Source organism: Persicobacter psychrovividus (assembly GCF_036492425.1).
Lineage (GTDB): Bacteria > Bacteroidota > Bacteroidia > Cytophagales > Cyclobacteriaceae > Persicobacter > Persicobacter psychrovividus.
In genome coordinates, this window is the sequence record NZ_AP025296.1 from 27754 (window position 1) to 50772 (window position 23019).

At 45.3% G+C, this 23019-nt stretch carries 9 protein-coding genes; 4 read left to right on the plus strand and 5 right to left on the minus strand.

Annotation, left to right across the window (positions count from 1 at the left end; translation table 11 throughout):
- Positions 1-485 precede the first annotated feature (485 nt).
- Complete coding sequence (locus AABK40_RS20525; protein WP_338399147.1) at positions 486-1859, minus strand: MFS transporter; 1374 nt, start codon at positions 1857-1859, stop codon at positions 486-488.
- 332 nt (positions 1860-2191) lie between these two features.
- Between AABK40_RS20525 and AABK40_RS20530 the strand changes: the two genes are divergently transcribed.
- Positions 2192-3397, plus strand: a complete 1206-nt coding sequence (locus AABK40_RS20530; protein ID WP_338399148.1) for a glycoside hydrolase family 130 protein — start codon at positions 2192-2194, stop codon at positions 3395-3397.
- Positions 3398-3790: 393 nt separating this feature from the next.
- Here the strand turns inward: AABK40_RS20530 and AABK40_RS20535 are convergent, their stop codons facing one another.
- Positions 3791-8245 (minus strand): glycoside hydrolase family 9 protein, encoded by a 4455-nt coding sequence (locus AABK40_RS20535; RefSeq protein ID WP_338399149.1) that lies wholly within the window; start codon positions 8243-8245, stop codon positions 3791-3793.
- A 601-nt stretch (positions 8246-8846) separates the two neighbouring features.
- On the opposite strand from AABK40_RS20535, the gene AABK40_RS20540 reads away from it, so the two are divergent.
- Both AABK40_RS20540 and AABK40_RS20545 read left to right on the plus strand, forming a co-directional pair.
- Positions 8847-11243 carry a TonB-dependent siderophore receptor gene (locus tag AABK40_RS20540; protein WP_338399150.1) on the plus strand — a complete coding sequence of 799 codons (2397 nt, stop codon included), beginning with the start codon at positions 8847-8849 and terminating at the stop codon, positions 11241-11243.
- A gap of 50 nt (positions 11244-11293) precedes the next feature.
- Positions 11294-12448, plus strand: a complete 1155-nt coding sequence (locus tag AABK40_RS20545) for a PepSY-associated TM helix domain-containing protein (protein WP_338399151.1) — start codon at positions 11294-11296, stop codon at positions 12446-12448.
- Positions 12449-12517: 69 nt separating this feature from the next.
- Here AABK40_RS20545 and AABK40_RS20550 read toward each other — a convergent pair whose 3' ends face one another.
- Positions 12518-13966 (minus strand): SusD/RagB family nutrient-binding outer membrane lipoprotein, encoded by a 1449-nt coding sequence (locus tag AABK40_RS20550; RefSeq protein ID WP_338399152.1) that lies wholly within the window; start codon positions 13964-13966, stop codon positions 12518-12520.
- A gap of 141 nt (positions 13967-14107) precedes the next feature.
- Entirely contained in the window at positions 14108-17356 is a 3249-nt protein-coding gene (locus tag AABK40_RS20555) for a SusC/RagA family TonB-linked outer membrane protein (RefSeq protein ID WP_338399153.1), read from the minus strand.
- 737 nt (positions 17357-18093) lie between these two features.
- Here AABK40_RS20555 and AABK40_RS20560 point away from each other — a divergent pair.
- Positions 18094-18669 carry an outer membrane beta-barrel protein gene (locus tag AABK40_RS20560; protein ID WP_338399154.1) on the plus strand — a complete coding sequence of 192 codons (576 nt, stop codon included), beginning with the start codon at positions 18094-18096 and terminating at the stop codon, positions 18667-18669.
- A 181-nt stretch (positions 18670-18850) separates the two neighbouring features.
- Here AABK40_RS20560 and AABK40_RS20565 read toward each other — a convergent pair whose 3' ends face one another.
- On the minus strand, positions 18851-22963 hold the full coding sequence (locus AABK40_RS20565) for an InlB B-repeat-containing protein (RefSeq protein ID WP_338399155.1): 4113 nt from the start codon (positions 22961-22963) through the stop codon (positions 18851-18853).
- Between the last annotated feature and the right edge of the window lie 56 nt (positions 22964-23019).

A 23019-nucleotide genomic window follows, 5' to 3' on the forward strand; every position in this document is an offset into this window, starting at 1 on the left:
CCTCCGATCTGCTTTACAATACTATCCAATATTCTGTTAGTAGTAGATGAAAAATATTTTAAAAAGAGTGAATATTAGCTAATGGACCATCCCGAAGAAACATCCTTAACCACCTACATAGCAACCCTTTACTCAACTTAAATATAATTCTCCCACCACCTGATAGTCTGTATGGATGCTCCAACTGAAAAAAGTCCCCCCCTTTAAATCAAATGGCGCTCCCTGTAATTTGACCTTACCTTTCAATGCCCGTTACCCATCAAAAATCTTGACAAAAAAAAGCGAGGAAATGCACTTATACCCTGCACTTTCCTCGCTCAAAACATTAATAAACTATTACACTATTTCATTCAAATCACTTTGCCCAAAGGCAAATAGTGAACAATTATCTCGTGTTTAAAAATATGCCGTTCTACTGCAAATTTTAAGTTTTAAACACACGCTTCTATATCGAATGGATTTTTATAATGGACAATAAATAATGGCTATACGTTTAGAGTAACCGTTTTTGGCTCCTCTTTTGAGTTATGCGCTTGTTGTTGCTCAAGGTCGCTTTTAATTTTCTCCAATTTTTCATCGCTAAGGTTGTACCAAAAGAAACATACGGCTGAAAGCCCCGCAAAAATCGCAGGATATACCGTCATGGCACTTTTAATTCCCTGAAGGGCACCCGCTCCTTGTTCCACATTCGGCACATAACCATACCAGCTCAATACGGCCATGGTTGCTGAAGCGCCAATGGCAACGCCTGTTTTTTGGGCAAAAGTGGCGGCCGAATAGGCAAGTCCTGTTGCTCGGCGTCCGTTTTTCCACTCCGAATAGTCGGATGAATCAGCCAACATCGCCCATAATAGCGGGAATGTTGGCCCAGAAGCCAATGAGAAAATGATTTGGGTGGCGAAGATCAGTACCAGATTTTCAGGCCCGGCGATATAATTTACGGCAAGCGAAGCTGAGATAATGATCAAGCAAGCCATCAAAACAGGTGCTTTACCGAATTTCTTTGATAAGTAATTGGTAGGGAATACTCCGATCAACACGCATACCGTTCCAATAACCATAAACATGGATGCCAAATCTTTACGACCGACAAAATACTGGAAATAATACATTACAGCGGAACTACGTACACCGATATAAATCAAAATCAAGATCGAACTGAAGAACAAGACCAACCAAGGGCGATTACCCGTTAGGTCTTTGAAGTCTTCTTTGATCGAGTTAGAAGTTTCTTTTACCGGCTTCACGCGTTCTTTGGTGGTAAAGAAAGCCGCCAAAAGCGCCGCCAAACAGATTACCCCAAGGCCTGCCATCGCCAATGGATAACCTTTTGAAGGATCGCCCTCCCCTAATTTTTCAACTACTGGAATCAAAAACCCCTGAACCATCAGCGTCGCTGCATAGGCGAAAACAAACTTGAAACTCGAAAGCGAAGTACGCTGTTCTGGGTCCGGCGACATCACGCCAATCAAGGCATTGAATGGCACGGCTACCATGGTATAGAATATCAGAAAAGAGAAATAAGTCGCATAAGCATAAAACAATTTCCCCGTAGCCGAAAGGTCAGGCACGGTAAACATCATCACGGCAGTAAATACCAACGGCAAAGCGCCAAGCATGATGTACGGACGGTATTTTCCCCATCGGGTATTTGTTCGGTCAGAAACCGTCCCCATGATTGGGTCATTCAATGCATCAAAAAATCTTACAACAAGAAACAAGGTTGCCGTTGATGCTGCTGGAAGCATATAGACATCTGTATAAAATGCGGGCAAGAAAAACATTAATGTCTGCCACAGGCCACTGGAGGCCAGCTCGCCAAGACTGTAACCAAACTTCTCCTTAAATGAAAGCTTCATCCTAATATGATTATATTAAAAAAATAGTTCGTGTGTTGGGTACTGAGACCGCTTCCAGGCTCAGAAAATCAAAGTCACCACCAACTGATGACTTCATTTCAAAAAAACGTCGTTGTTGCTCAACACATTTTCGATCCGTACAAAGGTTGCGGTTTGCGAGCGGCTTTGAGGTGTCGGATATTTATTTTTGTAACACAAATGGAGATGTGGGCTTTAAATTTTGCAAAAAACATATTTGCCCTTTTTTAAACTATCTGTTCACTGCCTTTAAAGATTTATCGCTTTGCTTTGCAGTGTTTACAATCATTTTTCAATATTCATATTTTTTAAAAATGGCGACTTTCAAAGAACAACTTCATAAAGTATATCAGCAATACTTCGAACTGATTGCAACTCCAAATGCCCCAATCAATGACGAGGAAGGGTATGTAACAAGATATAAAAACCCCGTATTCACCGCAGATCATTTTCCTCCAAATTGGATGTATGACCTGAACGAGGAAACCAACCCCTATTGCGCTAAGCGATTGGGCGTAAATGGTGTATTGAACCCTGGTGCTATTTACCTGAACGGTAAAACTTACTTGATGCTTCGCGTTGAAGGTTATGACAGAAAATCCTTCTTCGCCATTGCTGAAAGTGAAAATGGTATTGATAACTTCAAAGTTTGGGAGCACCCAGTGGTCATTCCTCAGCATGATAATGAAGATACCAACGTTTATGATATGCGCCTGACGCAGCACGAGGACGGATACATCTACGGTTTGTTCTGCTCGGAGCGCAAAGACCCGAACGCACCAGATGGCGATGAGTCGGCCGCTGTTGCTGCCTGTGGGATCGTTCGCTCTAAAGACATGAAAAGCTGGGAGCGTTTGCCAGATTTGATCACCTTCTCGGGTCAGCAAAGAAACGTAGTATTGCACCCAGAATTTATCGACGGCCAATATGGTATTTATACTCGTCCGCAGGATGGATTTATCGACACCGGTAAAGGTGGTGGTATTGGTTTTGGACTGACAAAATCAATGGAAAATGCGCAGGTGGACGAAGAGGTGATCGTTGATCCTAAGTGTTATCACACGATCAATGAAGTGAAAAACGGTCAGGGACCTGCTCCATTCAAAACAGAAAAAGGATGGTTGCACCTTGCCCACGGGGTTAGAAATACGGCTGCCGGTCTTCGCTATGTGCTGTATATGTTCATGACTGACTTGAAAGATCCAGCAAAATTGATCGCCAAGCCATCAGGTTATTTCATGGCACCACAAGGCGCCGAGCGCATTGGTGATGTGGGCAATGTATTGTTCGTTAATGGCTGGGTACGCCATGAGGATGACAGCATTTATATCTATTATGCTTCTTCAGACACCCGTGTTCACGTAGCCAAAAGTTCAGTAGATCAGTTGGTAGATTACTGCCTGAACACGCCAGCAGACCCATTGAAAAGCCATTTGTGTGTGGATCAGCGCATCGAATTGATTGACAATAACAAGTCAGTGCACGAGGAAATGCTCAAAGCATTTGACGTATTGGTATAATTCCCAAATTAGATTTAATCTCACCCCACGGACTTGGTTTCGTGGGGTATTTTTTTGCCCAAAAGTTGAGGCAAAAAAATAGTGTAACCTGTCAGGCTACACTATCATTAGCGTACGATCATCTCACGCTATCAAAATCTACAAACCCTCTTTTCCCCCAAAAAGAGTGGCCATCTATTCAAAGCATAATAAACACTGAAGTAATTTATCGCTTGTGCATATAACAAAGATGAGGATTTGATGATACTTAAAGGCTCATAAATGATGATAAAAGGGGGAAAGATCGTCAATTATTGGAGTGCATAACCGTATGAAGGCAAACCTCTTTTTCCTAATGAGTGGGACGCTCGCGATTCAATACGCTCAGTTCGTTATGCACTCTTGTCAATTTATTTAATGAATCAGCACTTTTTTAGTATGGGTTATACCATCCATGCTGATTTGCATCAGGTAAGTGCCCGAAGGAAGTGAGATCTGCTGCGCCTGTTTTAATAAGCTTCGCTGCATGATTATTCGCCCCATCGCATCCAAGACTAACAGTTGATCAATAAGCTGACCATTGGAATCAATATATACCGTTCCATTAGAGGGATTAGGATAGATGACTACCGAAGGAGCGTCATTGACCAACACCCTTTGGTTGGCTAAATCATTTTCCGGAACGTAATCCTGATCATTGGTCACGACGACCCTATCAACAGGGGTGCCATCCTCCCTCAAAAAAAGACTGATCCGCTGCTTTCCAACAGCCACATTGAATGTTACCGGCATTTTTGCCCACTTCCATTCCGTCAGCTGATCCGGCAGATGCCAACTGTGGATCAATTTACCATTCAAGGCTACATTGACGGAATTGTCCGTCCCATTTGGGGAACGATGACGCAACCACAGATAATGCACACCACTTTTCACAAAATCAATATCATAATGAACCCCCGGCCCTGTGGTCGAATTACTTACCATAATGTTTCCATTATCGGGCACCTGAATAAATTGCTCCTCACTTGCAGATACATCAGCAAAAATCTGCCATTGCATTCCATTTGCCAGCCCCTCTCCTTTCTGCGCATCCGAATATTTCTCTGCCTCAAAAATCACTACTCCATCTGCTCCTTGCTGATGAACAATTTCTGTTGGGCTAACAACAATGTTCGCTAACTCATAATCTGTGGCCTCCCCACCCGGTGCTATTGCCCGAACCCGAATTTCGTGCGTACCTACTGGGAACTCCTGCTCAAAAATATAGGGGGACTCTTTCAGGTTGGCCAGCCAAATCCATTTGCCGTCGGTAACCCGAAAAACATTTACAATATCCACTGTGCCTGTTACGGTGGCTTCTATTTTTGTAGCCTCCCCTTCCTGGTAGGTCTGTCCTTCAAAAGGACTGACTAAGCTCACACTCATCGGTACTTGTTCCGGTAAAGCCGAAGGATCTAAATCGGGATCTGTGGCAATGACCAACCGATCGACCTGCGTGCCATCTTCCCGCATATAAATACTAAATGTTTGTTGGGTAGCAGAGGAGCTTTCAAATGTCAATGACGCCTTATACCACTGCCAGCCCTGAGCTTCGCGGAGGCTCCAGTCTCCTAAATTATTCCCTTCATGCGCAAGGATAATTGAATTATCTGAGCCCGTAGGTGCGTTGGCCCTAACCCAAACATAATGCGTACCCGTCTGCGTGAAATTAATTGTGTAATCCATCCGTGGACCATTAAGTGATCCTGCAGAATTCGAATTATTATTGTCCTGTACCATCATATAGGTGCCGCCACTTGCTTCAGGATCGCTGAACTCATACCAGAATTTATTCACAAACTTTCCCAGGCCATCATCACGATAACTATAAGTTTCGGCCTGCACATTAATGACTCCATTTGCATCCTGCTGATGCACTTGCCCATTACCCAAATCAATATCAGCAGTCGTACCATTGAATGCGACACTTTTGGCCGATACATTCCCCTCCTTATCCCGGGCTAAAACCTGTAAGCTATAAGTTGTATTCGGGTCAAGTCCATCTATTTCCAAATAAGCATCAGGGGTCTTTTGTCTTAAAACATTATCGATATATACTTCATAATTCTTGATCCCAGAGGCATCCGATGCCGGGCTCCAATGAAGTTGAAAAGAGAACGTTTCGATATTATTTATGTACAAATTTGAGGGGACTTCCGGAGGAGTAATATCATCGCCGGGCCCCGCTTTAACGGTAACATATTTCTCTCCTTCCGAAGTAGGAACAGACCATTGCCCTTTATGGTCAATCGCTACTGCAGTAACCAATACAGAGGTGCCGTCAGGTACCGGCGGATTCCAATTCAGTGCGAAGTTATTGGCTTTGTCTTCACTCTCTCCAATAAAATGCCAATCGTAAAAATAACGGACAGCCCGGACGGTTGAGGAAGCATCAACCGTTAAATCCACACTGCTCAACCCGACCTGTTGCCCTTCAGTCAGGTTCAAACTGACCGTCGGTGCACTGGCAATTCGGTACACACCATTGGTTGTTGGATCCATCGCCTTTTGATAACCAAAGCCGTAAATCATCGAATTATTTTGCTGATGAACCGTAAACTCCCCGCCCTGTACACTGAACTGATTCATAAAGGTTTGCTCTGCTCCCGGCCAACTCTGCGGATTGTCAATCAGATTGGGATAGGTCCCTCCCCTTGTCCAATATTCAGACGTGATCCCAATCGTGTACCAATAATCTGTTGTGGTAAAATAACTCGTCAGCCCAATATAGGGCAAACTTGGATAAACCATGCTGTTGCGGTCATTGCCCAGCCAGCCATTCGGATTAAAAATCCACTGATCCGACTGTTCGCCCAATCCCGAAAGGTAGGTCATGTTCAGTTGGTTGCCCCCCAAAACATAGTTCAATGAATTATGCACCACATCAAGGTATTTCTGATCACCTGTTAATTTATGAGCAAAAGGAACTAAAGTCAATCGAGGAGTATTCATCCCTCCCAACTGCAAAAACTGCCCAAATTCCGTTGCTATACGGAAAGCGTTTTTCTGATTATTCCATACTTTATAATTATCTGCCTTGCTGATCACCTGTTCTTTACAAAGGTCTCGTGTATTCAGGTCAAGATTTGGATGGCTGTCATCAATAAGTGAAAATAAGGCGTAACAAACGTCGATGATATTCTGATTGGACCACTCCCCGTTGGCTTTCTGAGGTTCCCAGTCCAAGTAAGTTTTGAAATCATCCTGATACTTTACCTCACCCGTAAGGCGAAACAAAGCTGCAGCAGCAAACCCTTTGACCCGATATTCATTATTATTGACACTCGACAGATCGGTATCTTGAGGGTTAGCCTCAGCCCAGGCATAAGCTTCCTCCGCCTCTTTCAGCCAACTTGCCGATTCCGCATGACTCCCAGATGCGGTCAGCTGATGCCATTTGTCCAGGCAAATAGCATAATAAGCGGCCAAACCCGCATAATAATAGGTCTGCCAGGCAGACTCTCCCGAAAGGTACCAATCTCTATGATCATTCCAGGCCGTTGTGTTGTCTCCGGGCACCGCATTTTGCCCCACATAACCGGGCACACCACCCGAAGCCCCATATTCCTCTTTGAGGATCGTTCGTGCACGTTTATAGTAATTAATCAACCATACCGCCTCATCAAGCAGGTCAGGAATTCCATTGCTTCCTTCATCAATCCAGGGGCTGTCAGCTGACAGGCGATACCGGTTATCAATATCACCATCATGAAATTTATCCGGCGCCAGATCGTAGAGCATCAACAGACTGATCGGCACTTTAGCATGGTGAATATAGCCATCCCAGTCACCAGCATCGTGGTAATATCCATAAATACCATTTACGGCCACCGCATTGCCTACATTAAACCCTTTATTGGAGTGATCTCCTCCAGGTAGATAGTCGTTGTCCCAAAGCCAAAGATTATCCTCATAATGGTGATCCCTTGGGATAATTGAACCGTCATTCATTTCTTTATCAACACCCTGCCGCGACCAAAATAGGCCTTTCATGGCAAAATAAAACGGCTCTTTAGTGGCATCTCCCCCAATTTCAAAAGGATAGGAACAACCCAGGTTATCCACCGAAAGTACGTATTCACCCTCAGCGGAGAAATCACTGAAATCACATTCAAAGACATCGGCATTTGAGTAGTTGTAGGTAGGTGCAAAATCCGTATTCCCTGACTCCCTGAAATCTTTCCGACGTCGTAGTGCAACCGTTCCACTGTAAACCACCTCTCCCGTTGCATATTTTACAATCCGGAAGGGCTGCCCGTCATATTGATCAAGCGTAAGCCCTCCGTTGGGGTGATCTGCCGTATTGAAATCCCCCATCCATTGAGATAAATAGCCATACTTGGGGCTCGCCGGGGCAAAGCCGACCATATTCACGTGAACGGTTTCGGAGCGAAGGTGCTTTGAATTGAAATTCAATGGCCACTCTTCCCGCCCTTCAACAATTTTTTGAATTTTAAAGTCATAATTTTTCCCCTCCTTTAGTGGGAAGGGTAACTCAATATACACCCAGTGCCCAAAGACATAAGGCACCTTTGACCACTGGTCATTATAATGAATTGCCTTGGATTTTCGGCCAATATTAATTGCTGTCTGTGGGCTCGAAAAATCCGGATCATCAACACTTGAAACCATGTAATTTGCCGGATTAAGTAGCTGGTTTAAAGCTGCCGGATCATGATAAGTTTTATTTTGTGGTACGCCTTGCCCCTCTCCATAGGTATCGATGAAACCATCTTCGATATAGACCAATACCATGGTATTGCTTATCGGTGAAATACGGATAAGTTCTGCCCCCTGAATGGGAAAAGCCATAAAGACTAATAATCCCATCAGCAATATCAGTTGCATGAATACCTGGGACCACCTGACGCTTAAACGTTCATAAAAATGAGTCATAATAATTTATTTAGGTAAAAAATATCGCCGCACTTTTTGGCGGACACCCTTAAATTAATGACCCTCTGAAGGTTACAGCGATGAAATATCTTTAATTTATTCGCATAGATGACCAAACATCAAAGGGGAAGAATAACCAATCTTGATTGAGGCAGTCTATTCAAACTTTTAAATTATTTTTCATCCATAAATTTTTTGGGGAGGAAAAATCACTTTTAGCCAAATCACTTTTAACGCGCTCTTTTAGGTCGAAATTCAACCAACTAAAACCTAAGAACCTCTAATAAAGCATAATGCGTTTTTTAAGCCTGCCAATTTAATGATGAAGCCATACTTGCCTCTCATTATGGCATTCTGAGTTGCTATTCGATATTCGCCTCCTTTCCAAAATCCTGTCCCAAAGTGCTAAAAAAACCTTCTTATAACTCCTGAATGCGGATATTGGCCAAAAAAAGCACTTTGCTATTTGGCACTCAAATAAAAATAGTTACTTTTGCGCCCGTTACTATTTTTAATCAGTCTAAATAAATATAATATGCTTATAAGGGTACTTTCATTATTCCTTTTGCTGATGAGCGGCACTGCAATGGCACAGCAATCTACCCTATCGGGTAATATCACCGACCAGCACCAGGAGGCGCTTATTGGAGTGAATGTATTGATCAAAGGAGCCCTCAAGGGTACGCAAACTGATGCGCAGGGGCACTTTGAGCTTGATCAGCTGAAGGCGGGGCGCTACACGCTCACCATTTCATATGTTGGCTATAAGGCACAGGAAATTACAGTGGATCTTGGACAGGCAGAAAATCATCAGCTTGGAGCCATTGCCCTTTATGAGGGGAATGAGATTTTGAACAATGTTGTTATTCAGGGTGAGCGCACCAATGCATTTTCCCGGAGTAAGACTGCCTATGTTTCCAAATTGCCTTTGAAGGACATGGAAAATACGCAAGTTTACAGTACTGTTACCAATGAGCTGTTAAAATCTCAGGTGGTAACAAACTTTGATGATGCCCTAAAAAATGCCACCGGCGTGGAACAACTCTGGGCATCTACCGGACGCGGTGGCGACGGTGCAGGCTACTATTCATTACGTGGTTTTTCTGTTCAGCCTCAATTGGTCAACGGACTGCCCGGCCTTACCAACGGGACCATCAACCCCGCCAATATTGAACGTATCGAAGTACTGAAAGGGCCATCGGCCACCCTGTTTGGCAATGCGGTAAGCTCGTATGGCGGACTGATTAATGTGGTTACGAAAAAGCCTTATGTAGGCACCGGAGGTTCGCTTTCCTACACCACGGGGAGCTTCGGTCTGAACCAGATTGTGGGCGATTACAATACACCACTTGGAGAAAACGAGGATATTTATTTCCGCCTGAACACCGCCCATACCAGGCAGCAGAGCTTTCAGGATGCCGGATTCCAAAATTCCTTTTTTATTGCTCCAAGCCTTTCCTATAAAGTCAATAACCGACTTTCCTTCTCGTTCTACGGAGAAATTACCCAAGCTGAGCAAACGAACCCGATGATGTTGTTCCTGAACAGAAGTGTGGAATCTCATGCGAGCAATCTTGAAGAACTCAATTACAACCGTCAGCTTTCTTTTACCAGCAACGACCTTACCCTGGAAAATCCTACTCAGAATTACCGGATGGAGATGAGCTATAAATTATCTGATGCCTGGCAATCACAAACGCTGCTTTCGGCCAGTGGTACGTCCACCAATGGTTACTATTCCTATTTATGGGAAACCGGCGGTACGGGAGACAATGAATTTTCGAGGTTCATCAGTAAGCAAAATGCCCACACCCAAACCACCGACTTTCAGCAGAATTTTACGGGAGATTTTAAAATCGGACAACTGAGAAACCGACTCGTGGTTGGTTTTGACTACTTCACCTCTACGCAAACCAGCAACAACAGTGGCTACATATTTTATGGCGCCATTACCCCGGATGGCCTGCGCAACGACAGTGCCGATTTTCCGCTGTCGCAGGCAGGTGTTGATCAGGCACTGGCTGATCAGCCCATAGGACACCTCAAATCAAGACACAGCATCATGAGCTCCTATGTATCGAATGTCATCAATTTCACCCCTCGCCTATCGGCGATGGTAGGTTTGCGCCTTGACCATTTCAATAATGAGGGCGACCTCAATAACACTGATGACCGCTACGAGCAAACCACCCTTTCCCCAAAGGTTGGAGTGATGTATCAGCCAATTATGCATAAGCTGTCGCTGTTTGCCAACTATCAAAATGGCTTCCAGAATATTGCCCCACAGCTGGTCGGTGATCCGGAATCCGGTCCTCAGCAAATCGTTGTTTACAAGCCAGAGCGCGCCAATCAGTTTGAATTTGGTGTGAAGTCCAATTTCCTTGAAGATCGTCTGAATGCCACGGTCAGCTATTATAACATTGAAGTTTCTGACCGCGTGATGATCGACCCTGAGAATCCTTTCAATAAAATTCAGGATGGGGCCGTTCGAAGCGAAGGCGTTGAGATTGAGGTCAATGCCAATCCGGTAAAAGGGCTGAATCTCCGTGCCGGTTTCAGTCATAATGAAAGCACCACCACACAAACCGATGACCCGCTGATTTTGGGACAGCGCCCATTGGAGGCCGGCCCGAAGATGCTCTTTAATTTTTGGTCAAGCTACCAGTTCAGCCATGGACCTGTTCAGGGGCTTGGAGCAGGTTTCGGACTGAATGGCGCCAGCGAACGATACGTGAAAAACTATACCACCACCGGCGACTTTATTTTGCCAAGCTATATGGTGGCGAGTGCCTCGGTATATTTCCAGAAAGACAGCTACCGCATCAGTCTGAAAGTAAATAACCTTTTTGATGAGGAGTACTATAAAGGCTGGACCACGATAACGCCTCAGGCGCCTCGGGCTTTTCTGGCTAATTTCACCTATTCATTCTAATTTTCCCTGTGGGCACGGCCATCGCTTTGCCCACTTTAACTTTTCGGTTTATGCGCATAAAAAAGAAGGTTTTACAACTCCACAAACTACTCGGACTGCTTACGGGTCTGGTGGTTTTTATCGTTTCGGTAACGGGCTGCTGTTGGGTGTTTAAGTCGGAAATTCAGCAACTTACCCAAACAGCGATTCACATTCCGGTGGAAAGTTCCCCTTTGCTTACCCCTACACAAATCGAAAAAATTGCCCATAAAAAATACCCCAATAGGTTGATTCACGGTGTAATTTATGGTCAGGCCGATGAACCCATCACGCTGGTTTATTATGAGTTTGAGCCTGAATTTTATCATAGCTTATATATTCACCCCTACACCGGAGAAATTCTGGCGGAGGAGAATCACCTTGGCGGATTTTTTGGCACTGTACTGCGGGGGCATGTGCGCTTGTGGCTTCCCAAAGCCATTGGTGAACCGCTGGTGAGGTGGTCTATTCTCATTTTTGTAGTGATGCTTTTTTCGGGCATCATTTTGTGGTGGCCAAAAAAGAAAAAGCACCTGAACCAACGGCTTAAATTTAAATGGAAGCCATCTACTGGCTGGAAAAGGAAAAATTTCGACCTGCATGCCATTCTCGGGTTTTACATTTGCGGCCTTGCCCTGATCCTCTCTTTTACGGGGCTGGTGATGTCTTTTGAATGGATTCAGAAAGGGGTGTATTTCGGCTTGGGCGGAACAAAAAATCCAACTTATGAAATCCCACAACAGCTGTCGGAAGCCATTCCCGCGGACCGCCCAGCGATCGATCGACTTCTCGGAATGATGCAAAAAGAATATCCCCAAGGGGAAAAAATCGAAATCCATTATCCGTATACCGACAAGGATTGTATTCTTGTAGAGGTGGTCCGGACGGAAGGGGTAATTTACAATGCTGACTACCGCTATTTTGATCAGCGTACGCTTGAAGAAGTTAAAGGTAACACGATTTACGATGCCTATAAAAATGCCCACTTGGCCGATAAAGTGCTCCGGATGAACTATGACATTCATGTTGGGGCTATTGGTGGCATTGCAGGAAAAATCATTGCATTTTTTGTGAGCTTACTCACAGCCACCCTACCCCTGAGTGGTTTTATGCTTTGGTATGGCCGACGCCATAAAAAGAGTCGCAAGAAATCATCCAAGGAAAAAAAAGCCCTTGAATTAAAATAATACAATAAGCGATTGATCAATTTTAGGTGCACTAAGTTGATCAATCGCTTTTTTGTTTTAGTCAGTGTCTTAATTATTCCACCAGATTGTCGCATTGATGTCGTCCACGCCGTTCATTGTCCGATCGATGGCATTTCGCATATTTTCATGATTCGACATGGCCTCAAAAGATGGGTACATGAATCGTTTTGCAGGATAGTCACCATTGTTCACCTGTGCCGTATGGTCGAGTTTCAGGGCAGGGAATCCCGTTCTCTGGTAATCGAACCAGCATTCAAAAGGATTGGCAAACTGCGCAATATATTTTTGAGTGAGCACCTGTTCCAGTTCACCGGAAAAGGCGACCTCCGCCTGTGCCAAATAGGCTTCAGGGGTTAGCCCACTTCCGCCATAGTTATTCCAAAATGCTATGGAAGAGGTTACCGCCCGGTTATAGTGGATTTCCGCCTCCCCATTAATCCAGTTTTTCAGTACCGCCTCCGCAAGCAGAAATTCCTGTTCAGCATAACTCATAAAAGTTGCGTTGGCATAGGCGCCGTTATCCAAAAAACTTTGGTTCAGGGTGGCGTAACGGTGATTTTGAGGGTCGGCATCGAATTGCGCAATGGTATATCCTATGGGGCAGCCAACCCATTCCGTTTCGCCCTGCGGACGTTCATAGTATGCTGAACGGCGGGGATCATTCAGCCCATTCATCATTTCCGCCATGGTAACGGATAATCTCCTGAGGTTAAAATCCGTTTCCCGCCAGAGAAATACAGGGGAAAGGTCCGGCGCGACGCCCGAAAAAGTATACATGGCATTGGTGGTGAGCAAGGGACGCTGAGCGACCTCCGCAAATTGACTGATTTTGGAAGGGTCTTTGGTGATCATGCGTGCAAGAAGGCGCAACTGCAGGGCATTGCCAAAGCCTTGCCATGCTTCTACGTCGCCATCAAAGATAAAATCACCACCGCTAATCATCCCTGTTTCATCTGCCATAAACAACTGGTCTGCACGGTTCAGCTTCACTAAAAGGGAGTCATAAATAACCGCCTGAGGATCATAAGCAGGGCGAAGCAAATTTTCATCGAGCCGCCATGCCTGACGGTAAGGCACATCGCCAAAAGCATCTGTGGCCAGACTCATCAGATAGGCCTCCATCACCAGGGAAGCCCCTTCATATGCTTTCTGTTCCAAAGCATGGGCTTTTTGATTCATGTCCCGCACATTGGTCATGTTCAGGTAGATCATGTCCCAAAGTTCTTCGCCCGTATCCGGCGACCAGTTGAAATTTTCAAAGGAACGCTGCCCACCAATTTTACCGGAGGAATACTGCACCACATCGGTCATAATGTCCATATTTCGATCGGCGAGGGTTCTTCCTGCCTCAAAAATAACATTTCCCAGAAGGGCGCCGGGGCTTACCGCCGTAGGGTCGTTTTTATCGGTATTGATTTCTTTGAACTGATCAATACAAGCGCTTAATCCCAAAACAAGGGTTACGCCAGCAGCAAAGGATTTATATTTTTTAAACATGATCATGATTTTTTAGGAAGAGGAACGGACCCAAATGTATAAGCAAGGCATTGAACGCCATTGTTGGAGACGGCTTGGCGATAAGGAAAACCTGACCTGCCAATGGGCTTCATGCACTGGGCTCATTTCCTCCATAAAGATTTAGAAAGTCATATTGATATTGAAGCCAAAGTTGCGGGTGGAAGGCAGCTGCCCCACCTCAAAACCCGGAATGGTATAACCGGCATTCATGGTCATATTTTCGGGATCGATATAAGGTGTTTTTGACCACATCCACAGGTTGCGCCCAACGGCTGATACCCGCAGCGATTGCAGGCCTACTTTGGAGATCATCTGCTGAGGAAAAGAGTAGCCGATGGAGAGTTCCCGAAGCTTCACAAAAGTGGCATCAAAGGTATTGGCCTCCATATTGTTTCGGGCAAATTTCTCTGTATAATAGGTTTGCGCATCTACCTCATGTTCAAAAGTATGGAAATTCCCTTCGCTGTCGCGGTACACCCCATCGGTGATCAACACGCCTCCATTACGGCCCGGCAATGTTTCTTCCGCCAGGCCTGAAGCGTAGATATTGGAGTGGAAGTACGAATAAATACTTCCTCCTTTTCGGACATCAAAGAGGGCGCTCAAATGCCAGTTTTTATAAGAGAATTCATTACGAAGCCCCATCGTCCAGTCAGGATTATAATTCCCCCAAATTTCAGCTTCGTCTTTTCTCAGGGCCTGTCCGGCTTCATTATAAATGATCATGCCATGGTAGGGACTCGAAGGATCCTGCACCCGCTGATAGCCATAGCCCGAAAGGGCGCCCATTCTTTCGCCCACTTCAGCAATGACGGTCTGGGTTCCCGGCGAGGAACCTCCATCCGTAGGCCGTGCAATCACATAGGCATCAATGTCCTGGGCAAGCGACTTGATCTCATTGAAATTTCGGGTAAAGTTTCCACTGAAATTCCACTTGAAATTTTCCCTTTCAATCAAAAGGGCATTCCAGGCAATTTCAATTCCCCGATTCTGAATATGACCAGCATTTAAAAGCGTTTCGGTATATCCGGTAGTGGTGGAAACCGGCGCCACGAGAATCTGATCCCTTGAATCCATATGATAATAGGTCAGGTCCATGGTCAGGCGGCTGTCGAAAAAATGGGCATCCAAGCCCAACTCAAAGGAGGTGGTCATTTCCGGTTTCAAATTCGCATTGGGGTTCAGGTTGGGGTTCGTGTTGGTCCCAGGCAATGCACCAGATACATAGGTGGCATAAGTCATATAGGGGTCGGTATCGTTCCCCACCATGGCAAAGCCTCCTCTAATCTTGGTATAATTCAAAAATTTAGGCATCTCAATCAACTCCGATAATATCAGGGAAGTGGACACCGAAGGGTAAAAGAAGGAGAATTTATTCTGATTTCCATTCTCCGCAAAAGGATTCACCAGTGTGGAAGACCAGTCGTTTCGGGCGGTAACATCTACAAACCAAACATCTTTAAAAGCCATTTGGGCCGTTCCATAAATGCCCATTATAGCCCGTTCAGTATTCAGTTGGCTTACTGTAGGGTTGCCCTTAAAGTTATTGATAGAATACACTCCTGGGGTGGTCAGACCTACTCCATGGGTCATGGAGTTGGTTCTTTTCTGACGCATCATGTTCATTCCACCAACAAAAGTACCCTTCCAGTTGGGGCCAATCTCCTCCTTATAAGTGGTAATCCAGTCGAAATTATTTTCCTGATAGCCATATTTCTCCTCCCGGTACATTCCTTCCAGATTTCGGGTTGAAGAAAAAGCCTCACGGCTTGTACGGTGTTCATTATAGTAATCTGTTCCTCCGCGCAGCATGGTGGCTACTTTCTCGGAAATTTCATAATTTAGATTGAAGTTGGCGATCAGTCGATTTTTGTCGAGGGTATTTTTAAACTCATTGGCCACAAAATATGGGTTGTTACCCCCATTGGTGCCATCTTCCATAAAACGGGCGGAATACTGCTGATTGTGCTCCATGCCGGGCATCCAGTAATTTTTTCCCCAACTGACATCCGCATTCAGAGGAGTGAAACCGTTGCGGTCATAAAAGTTGTACATCACCGCCCCCGCACCATGTCCGACCGAAGTGATATTATCCGAACCAGAATGAATATAGTTCACCGTGGTGTTCAGGCTCAGTTTATTGGTCAGCTGATTTTTTGCAGCATAATTGATGCTGTTACGCTTCAGCTCATTGGAAGGGGTAATCCCTGTTTTATAGGTGTTGGTATACGATAGTCGATAGGTGTCTTGTCCGTTACCTCCAGAAATCGCCACATTGTTGGTGGCCGAAACCCCTGTTTCAAAAAAATCCTCGATCATCGTGTGCCCTCGGGAAATATTCGGCATCATCTCCACGCCCTGCGCTCCATAAACCGGACGAACCGTGCCATCCATTCGGTCTCCCCAGTGGCCGGTGAGCTTGCCTTCTGCCGGTCCGTACTGACCCTGAAACCGCGGCTTCATCAATAATGTCTCGAAAGTAATATTGCTGTTGATCTCCACCTGAAAGCGATCCTGTCCTTTTTTCGTGGTAATCATGATCACGCCATTGGCAGCACGAGAACCGTACAGCGCTGCGGCATTGGCACCTTTGAGCACCGTAATGTCCTCAATATCGTCGGAGGAAAGTTCTGAAGCACCATTGCCAAAATCTACGGGTAAATTTCCTGCGTTGGCCGCAAAATCTCCAGAGCCTTCGGTATTGTTTGATATCGGCACGCCATCAATGACGAACAAAGGGCCATTGGCTGAAAGGTTGAGGGAGGATTCCCCGCGCAGGGTGATTCGCGACGAACCGGCCACGCCGCCAGTAGAGCCGACCACCTGCAAACCTGCGACCTTGCCGGCCAGAGAGTTGGTGAAGTTGGTGGATTTTGTTTCTGCCAAATCGGCTGTCGGGACGATGGAAGCCGCATAGCCGAGCGACTTTTCTGTCCGCTTGATGCCAAGCGCTGTTACCACTACACCCGACAATTCCATGGAGACTTCCTTCAGGGCGATATCCATGGCTGTTTGTGTCCCGACAATAATTCGTTCCGTCTCATAACCAATAAAAGAGACAACCAAAGTGGCCGAGGCTTCAGCTTCAAGCTCGAAATTGCCTTCAATATCTGTAAAAGTTCCTGCCTGTGCGCCTTCAATGGCCAAGGTAACCCCTATGATGGGCTCCCCGGTGGTGGCATCAATTACACGCCCTTTTACGGTGTGGCTCTGTGCGGCCACCGTATAACTATTTGCTGTTCGCTCAGGTGATGCTTCCTCTGCCACGGCGGATCCAAAGTTGAACATCCCCATCATGATGGACGCTGCAGTGCAGTGGATTAGCTTTCTTTTTGAAAACTGCAAAGGGTAAAAGTTTTGCAAACTCATCTCAATAATTTAGAATAAATGCTGGCGAAATACGCCTTTAAAATATTGTGTTTATCATCATCCAAAAGTGAGTATTTCGCGATATTTTACTCACTTATTTTTTTTGATGACACAATATTACCGCATTTAAAAAGTAAATAAGGCGAAGAATACCTTATCAAATTATCAACCTTAAATTAGGTCTGTTCGCCATTCAAATTAAAAAGATTAGACCTGCTGTGGTTTCCCATTACATAAAAAGGACAAGGTTAAATATCCAACGGAATTTGTTTAGAAAATCATTCATTTTCTAATTCATGCTGAAGTTTACCCTTATTGATGTTACGCCTACTTTACCAAAAACTAAAACTGTTAATGATTTATTGAAGATTAACCTGTGATTGAGATGCCTAAATCAGGCCTGTAATTAAGATCACCACTTTGCGCATGTTGAATATCGTCACACCTAAACTGTTGATATCGTATGGAGTCTAAACCTGTCAAAACGCTCATCTAAAATGTTCATTGGTGCATGTGATAAGTCGAGGGATTACGATCAGGCGATTCCGTCCTGGAATAGCAAAACGTAGCATGGCACATCACAAAAAGGCCTCGCTACATGGGCAAGGTGGATGGAAGTTCCATCAATATCAAATTGATATAATTATTCCAATATGTGCTGCAACAAAAATTGTTGAACATAGATTTAACAAGTATCACCATTTCAATATTTATTAAACCTATCAGATTGATTCAACATGAATAAATTACACTTGACACTACTTGTTATGCTGATTTTTGCAGGAGTTCTGAAGGCACAGGATCAGGGCACAAAGGGCATATCAGTAGGAGCGGGATTTTATACCACCAATGAAATACTGAATACTTTTGAGGACATTGCCAACGGGGCTTCCTTTGGCAATGTATCTGCCGGGCCGGCGATCAGTATCACTTACAAAGTGGCGATTAAAGACCGGTGGTTTGTATATGCTGATGCGGCCTACCAGTCAATTTCTGAGGATATTTTCCTGAATGGCAACAAGGAAGGTGATGTGAGTCACCGATTTTTCACCGTGGGGTTTGGCACCGAATACCATTACGTCAGTGGCGACCTGATACAGGCTTACAGTGGAGTCAGTATTGCCTATACTTCCCAAACCCACGACTATACCCTGCCACCAAATTCTGTGGTATCGGAGAGCAGTAACGATAATTATGTCGGATTTCAGGTGAATGCATTGGGCATACGCGTGGGTAGAAAGTTGGCAGGTTTCCTTGAACTTGGATTTGGATACCGAGGGGTGGCGAACGTCGGCTTATCCTATCAGTTCTAAAAAGATACCATTGTATATTTAAAGGAAGATCCATCAGTGTATTTGACTGATGGATCTTTTTTTCGCCTTCAATGAGGCAGCAAAAGAGAGGTGCACCGTGGTGTGTTTTTCCTACAACAAACTTGAATCACAACTTACAATAAAGGCAATGCTCTCTCCCATTTTGCGCCTACATCACCTGCTATTTTTTGATCAGTTTAAAGGATTTATCCCCTGCAATGACCACATGGTAGATGCCCGAAGGACAATGCGCAAGATTCAACTGCATTTCGCTGCCTGAGGCCGTAAGCTGATAAATCAACGCACCCGATGGGCTGAATACCTGAACTTCCACTCCTGCTGCCAGCTCCGTGATCGTCAGTTTTCCTGAAGTTGGGTTCGGGTAGACATGCCCCACCTGAGCAGCCTCATTGCTTAGGATCACCTCTTCAAATACCACCTTAAAGGTCGCATTGTCGGTGATTCTCGGTGTTTTCCAAGAGTACACCCCCTGCGAAATATTGAGATCTTCTTCGGGAATTTCCACCTCATTGAAATACACCGCCGCAAGTTCCGATTTTTCAGCAGCTTGGAACTCAAAGGTAATTTCACGCTTAATTTCTACTTCCAGCATGTCCTCCGTGAGCTCTTCTCCGCCGATCATCAGCAACCCAGGCCCTTCTTTTTCAACGGTAAGTTCATAGGTGATTTTTTCAAATGTTGCCGCAATGCTGTGTGCTGACATTACCTCAGAGAACGTATAAGACGTTTGCACCGCTACTTCAACACCATCAATCATCAAACTTGCAATTCGATAATCGGCTTTGGGTTCAATGCTAAAAGTGATGCTGCCTCCCTCGATGACTGAAAGCTTCGTCGGGTTTAACAACTCAGCCGTATTAATTGCGCCATTTTGATCCGAAGAAATCGTGATTTCGTGGGCGTGAATGAGTCCTTTCAAATAAGGTCTGATATTGAGATCCATAGCGGGGATCTGCGCTAAAAACCAGTCATTTTCAAAATCCCAATCCACAAAAGTAGTGTCGGTTGCTCCTTGCGCAAAGGCAACGGTAGGTAATCCAAACGAAACCGAATCGATCCCTGCATTGGCATACACCCCTACGGTCTGAAAATCAAAATAGCTGTTCTTGGTAACCTCCAAATCGCTACCAGCAAATAAGCCGCCAGCACCATCGGTGCCAGAACCCACTGCCTTGCCATACACCTTTCCAGAAACCCAGCAATTTTCGATGTATATTGGGTCAGGGTCAATAGGGCCAGGAGGTAAGATATCAATCCAGGGACCAATACCACCGCCGGAAGCAGCATCTCCAGCAATACCACCAACATAGGAGGCACTGTAATCATTCCCTACCGTTCCGGTGACAAAACAATAGCTGACCGTGGCCCCCATTTCTCCAACAATCCCCCCGACAAGATTCATGGCATTACCGATAGTACCGTTCATAAAGCAGCGGCTGATCGGCGAATCGTTGTGTCCGGCTATTCCGCCAATTTTATTCGGTCCATCAAACTCTCCATCTTCGACGTTAACACCTAAGATCTCCCCACTGAATGAACAGCTTTCAAGCTTGGCCATCGCAAAAACAGTATGCCCATGCGTACCGGCTATACCGCCCACGTTTTCATATCCCTGAATCAACCCATCGATATGGCAATGCATAATCTCGCCAAATTCATTTTTACCAAAAATACCACCGACATTCTTTTTACCCAGAATATTCACTTGACTCAAGGTGAGGTTTTTCACTGATGAGGGCACTTCATTCATCGGGTCAAACCCAAAAGCCTCTGTAAAAAGACCTACATTTTCCCCTTCAGGAAGATTGATGTGTAAACCTGTGATGGTATACCCTTTACCGTCCAGTTTACTGTTCCAGTTTTGAATCGGCTTAAAGCCATCGCCCAAATGCCACTGTGCCGTTTCGGTCGCGTCAATATCCTGCGTAAGCTCAAAGTAGCTGTTACTGTATTGCGTGGTATGATAGCTCAGTTGTGCAAGATCCTCAACATCTGAAATCAGATACGGTGACGCTTCGGTACCCGCTCCGGCAAGATTAAGATTACTGCGCAAATGCACTTCTACAGGTGCGATTTCTCCACCCTGATAGGTGAAAGTATAGGGGTTTTCAGTAACGAAATTATCATTGATAAACCAGGCATTGAAAGTGTACCCTGCAAGTGGCTGTACCTGAAGCACTACCTCATCTCCAATGTTTACCCCTCCTGCACCCGTAATAAATTTTACCGCCGGATTTTCTTCTACGGAAATATACCCATCGTAAAGTAGCCATTGTAAAAGAGGGCGTGTGTTTACATCAAAGTCAGTGTCCGATTGAATCTCCCACTGGGCATCAAAATTGAAAAAATTGAACTGCTCCTCAGATTCAAAATCGGAGGTTTCCAAACCAAAGGATTCCTCACTTCCTGCAGAAAATTCCTGTCCTGTGGTGGTCTTGTCCCAGTAAGATAAACGGATGTTTCCACCACCTTCCCCAGCAATACCGCCCGCATTCAGGCCATTGACCTCACCAGTGGCAAGGGCAAAAGTGATCGTCCCCTCTTCAATACCAGCAATACCGCCGACGTTCGTTCCTCGGGCATTCACTGAGGCCGAAGAAAAAACATGATCCATCGTGCTGCTCGATCCCTGCGACCGCCCCACGATACCTCCGACGGCATCATTACCTGCTACCGATCCCGACACCACCACCTGATGGATCTCTCCATTACTATATACACTACTTGTTCCAACCAGTGCACCGGTACCGTCGCCCCCATTAATGGCTACATCTTTCAAACAAAGGTAATCTACAGAGGCGCCATCTATATATCCAAAAAGTCCAACATTGGAAGCCTTGGGTCTGTTGATCGTCAGGCCGGAAATCACGTGCTTGTTGCCGTGCAATACACCCTTGAAAGGTTTGTCGGGATGTCCCGCAGGACTAAAGCCTAATCCCCCATTCCAATCCGCTGTTGCTGAGGCATCAATATCAGCCATTAATATAAAATATTTCTGATAATTGCCCTCTAAATTTGCCATATAGGCCAATTCTGACAGCGTTCTAATTTCAAAAGGGTCCTCATATGAACCATCACCACCACTGAACAATGGCCCCTGCTGTTCCTCAAACACTGCGGTGTATTTTGTCGAGCTCATCGCTGACAATGTGAAATTATATGCTGCATCGGTAGAGATCACAGTCCCGTGGGCATCTTCCCATTGTACAAACTGGTACCCTCGGGATGAAGTCGCCGATAAAGTAACCTGATCATTCAGGTTATAGCCACCACCACCTGAAAGTACCGCTGCTCCAGATACCGGCTCCGAAGTAACCGCAACGGCCATCTCGTATAACTGCCACATGAAATAGGGCCGTTGATTGGTATCAACCTCAGGAAGGTTTCCATAATCCCATGTGGTCCCAATGCCTATCCCAAAGATATTGTTTTCATCCAAAAATTCACTGGTAGTTCGTCCGGTAATCCCTCGAATTGGGAACCCATCGACCTCTTCGGCCTGCCCTACCCCAGCGGTTTCCGCATCAAAGTAACATTGGGAGACACTACCCGAAAGACCTGAAAGTGAAATAGTGAAGCCACCAATCAAGGCGTTAATATTTTCCGTTCCACTGGCATTACTCACTGGCCCAAAAGCATAAGACTGCATCAGGCTACCACTGGAAAATTTTCCGATCAGCCCTCCGCCATTCTGCCAAGATTCCGAGCTCACACAGATGACCTCCGCCCCCGAGTAACAGTTTGAAACTACCCCGTTGGATACAGCAATCAGGCCTCCGACATTGGTACCCGAAATTCTTCCAGTGGTAAAACATTCCGAGATGGTAGAAGTGGACCCCATATAGCCAACAAGTCCTCCGGCATTCCCCAGAACGTTAATATCCAGCCCCGTCAGGCCAAGCTGATCCACCTTTGCGCCATTCAGTCCATAGAAAAAAGCGGCAAAACTTCCTGGTCCGTCATAATGGATATTTGAAATGGTATAGCCATTCCCACGAAAGCTTCCGCGAAAATAATAGCTCCCCCCAATAGGTGAAAAATCATCCCATTCGCTGCAATCAATATCAGCCATCAAACTATAATGGAGGTCGAATCGCTCGGTGGAAGGTTCTTCGCCCACGGTTCCGAGCGACAACCATTTGAGGTGTTCAAGATTTTCAATCAGATAGGGATTTGCCTCAGAACCATCACCATTTACGGGCATGGTCTGAGCAAAACTGATCACCGACCAAAAGGTGGCCATCAGCAGTCCACAATAAAACTTAAATTTCATAAGCTAAAGGTTTAAGGTTAATATTTATTTCAGTAAAATGCCCGGCAGCGAATGAT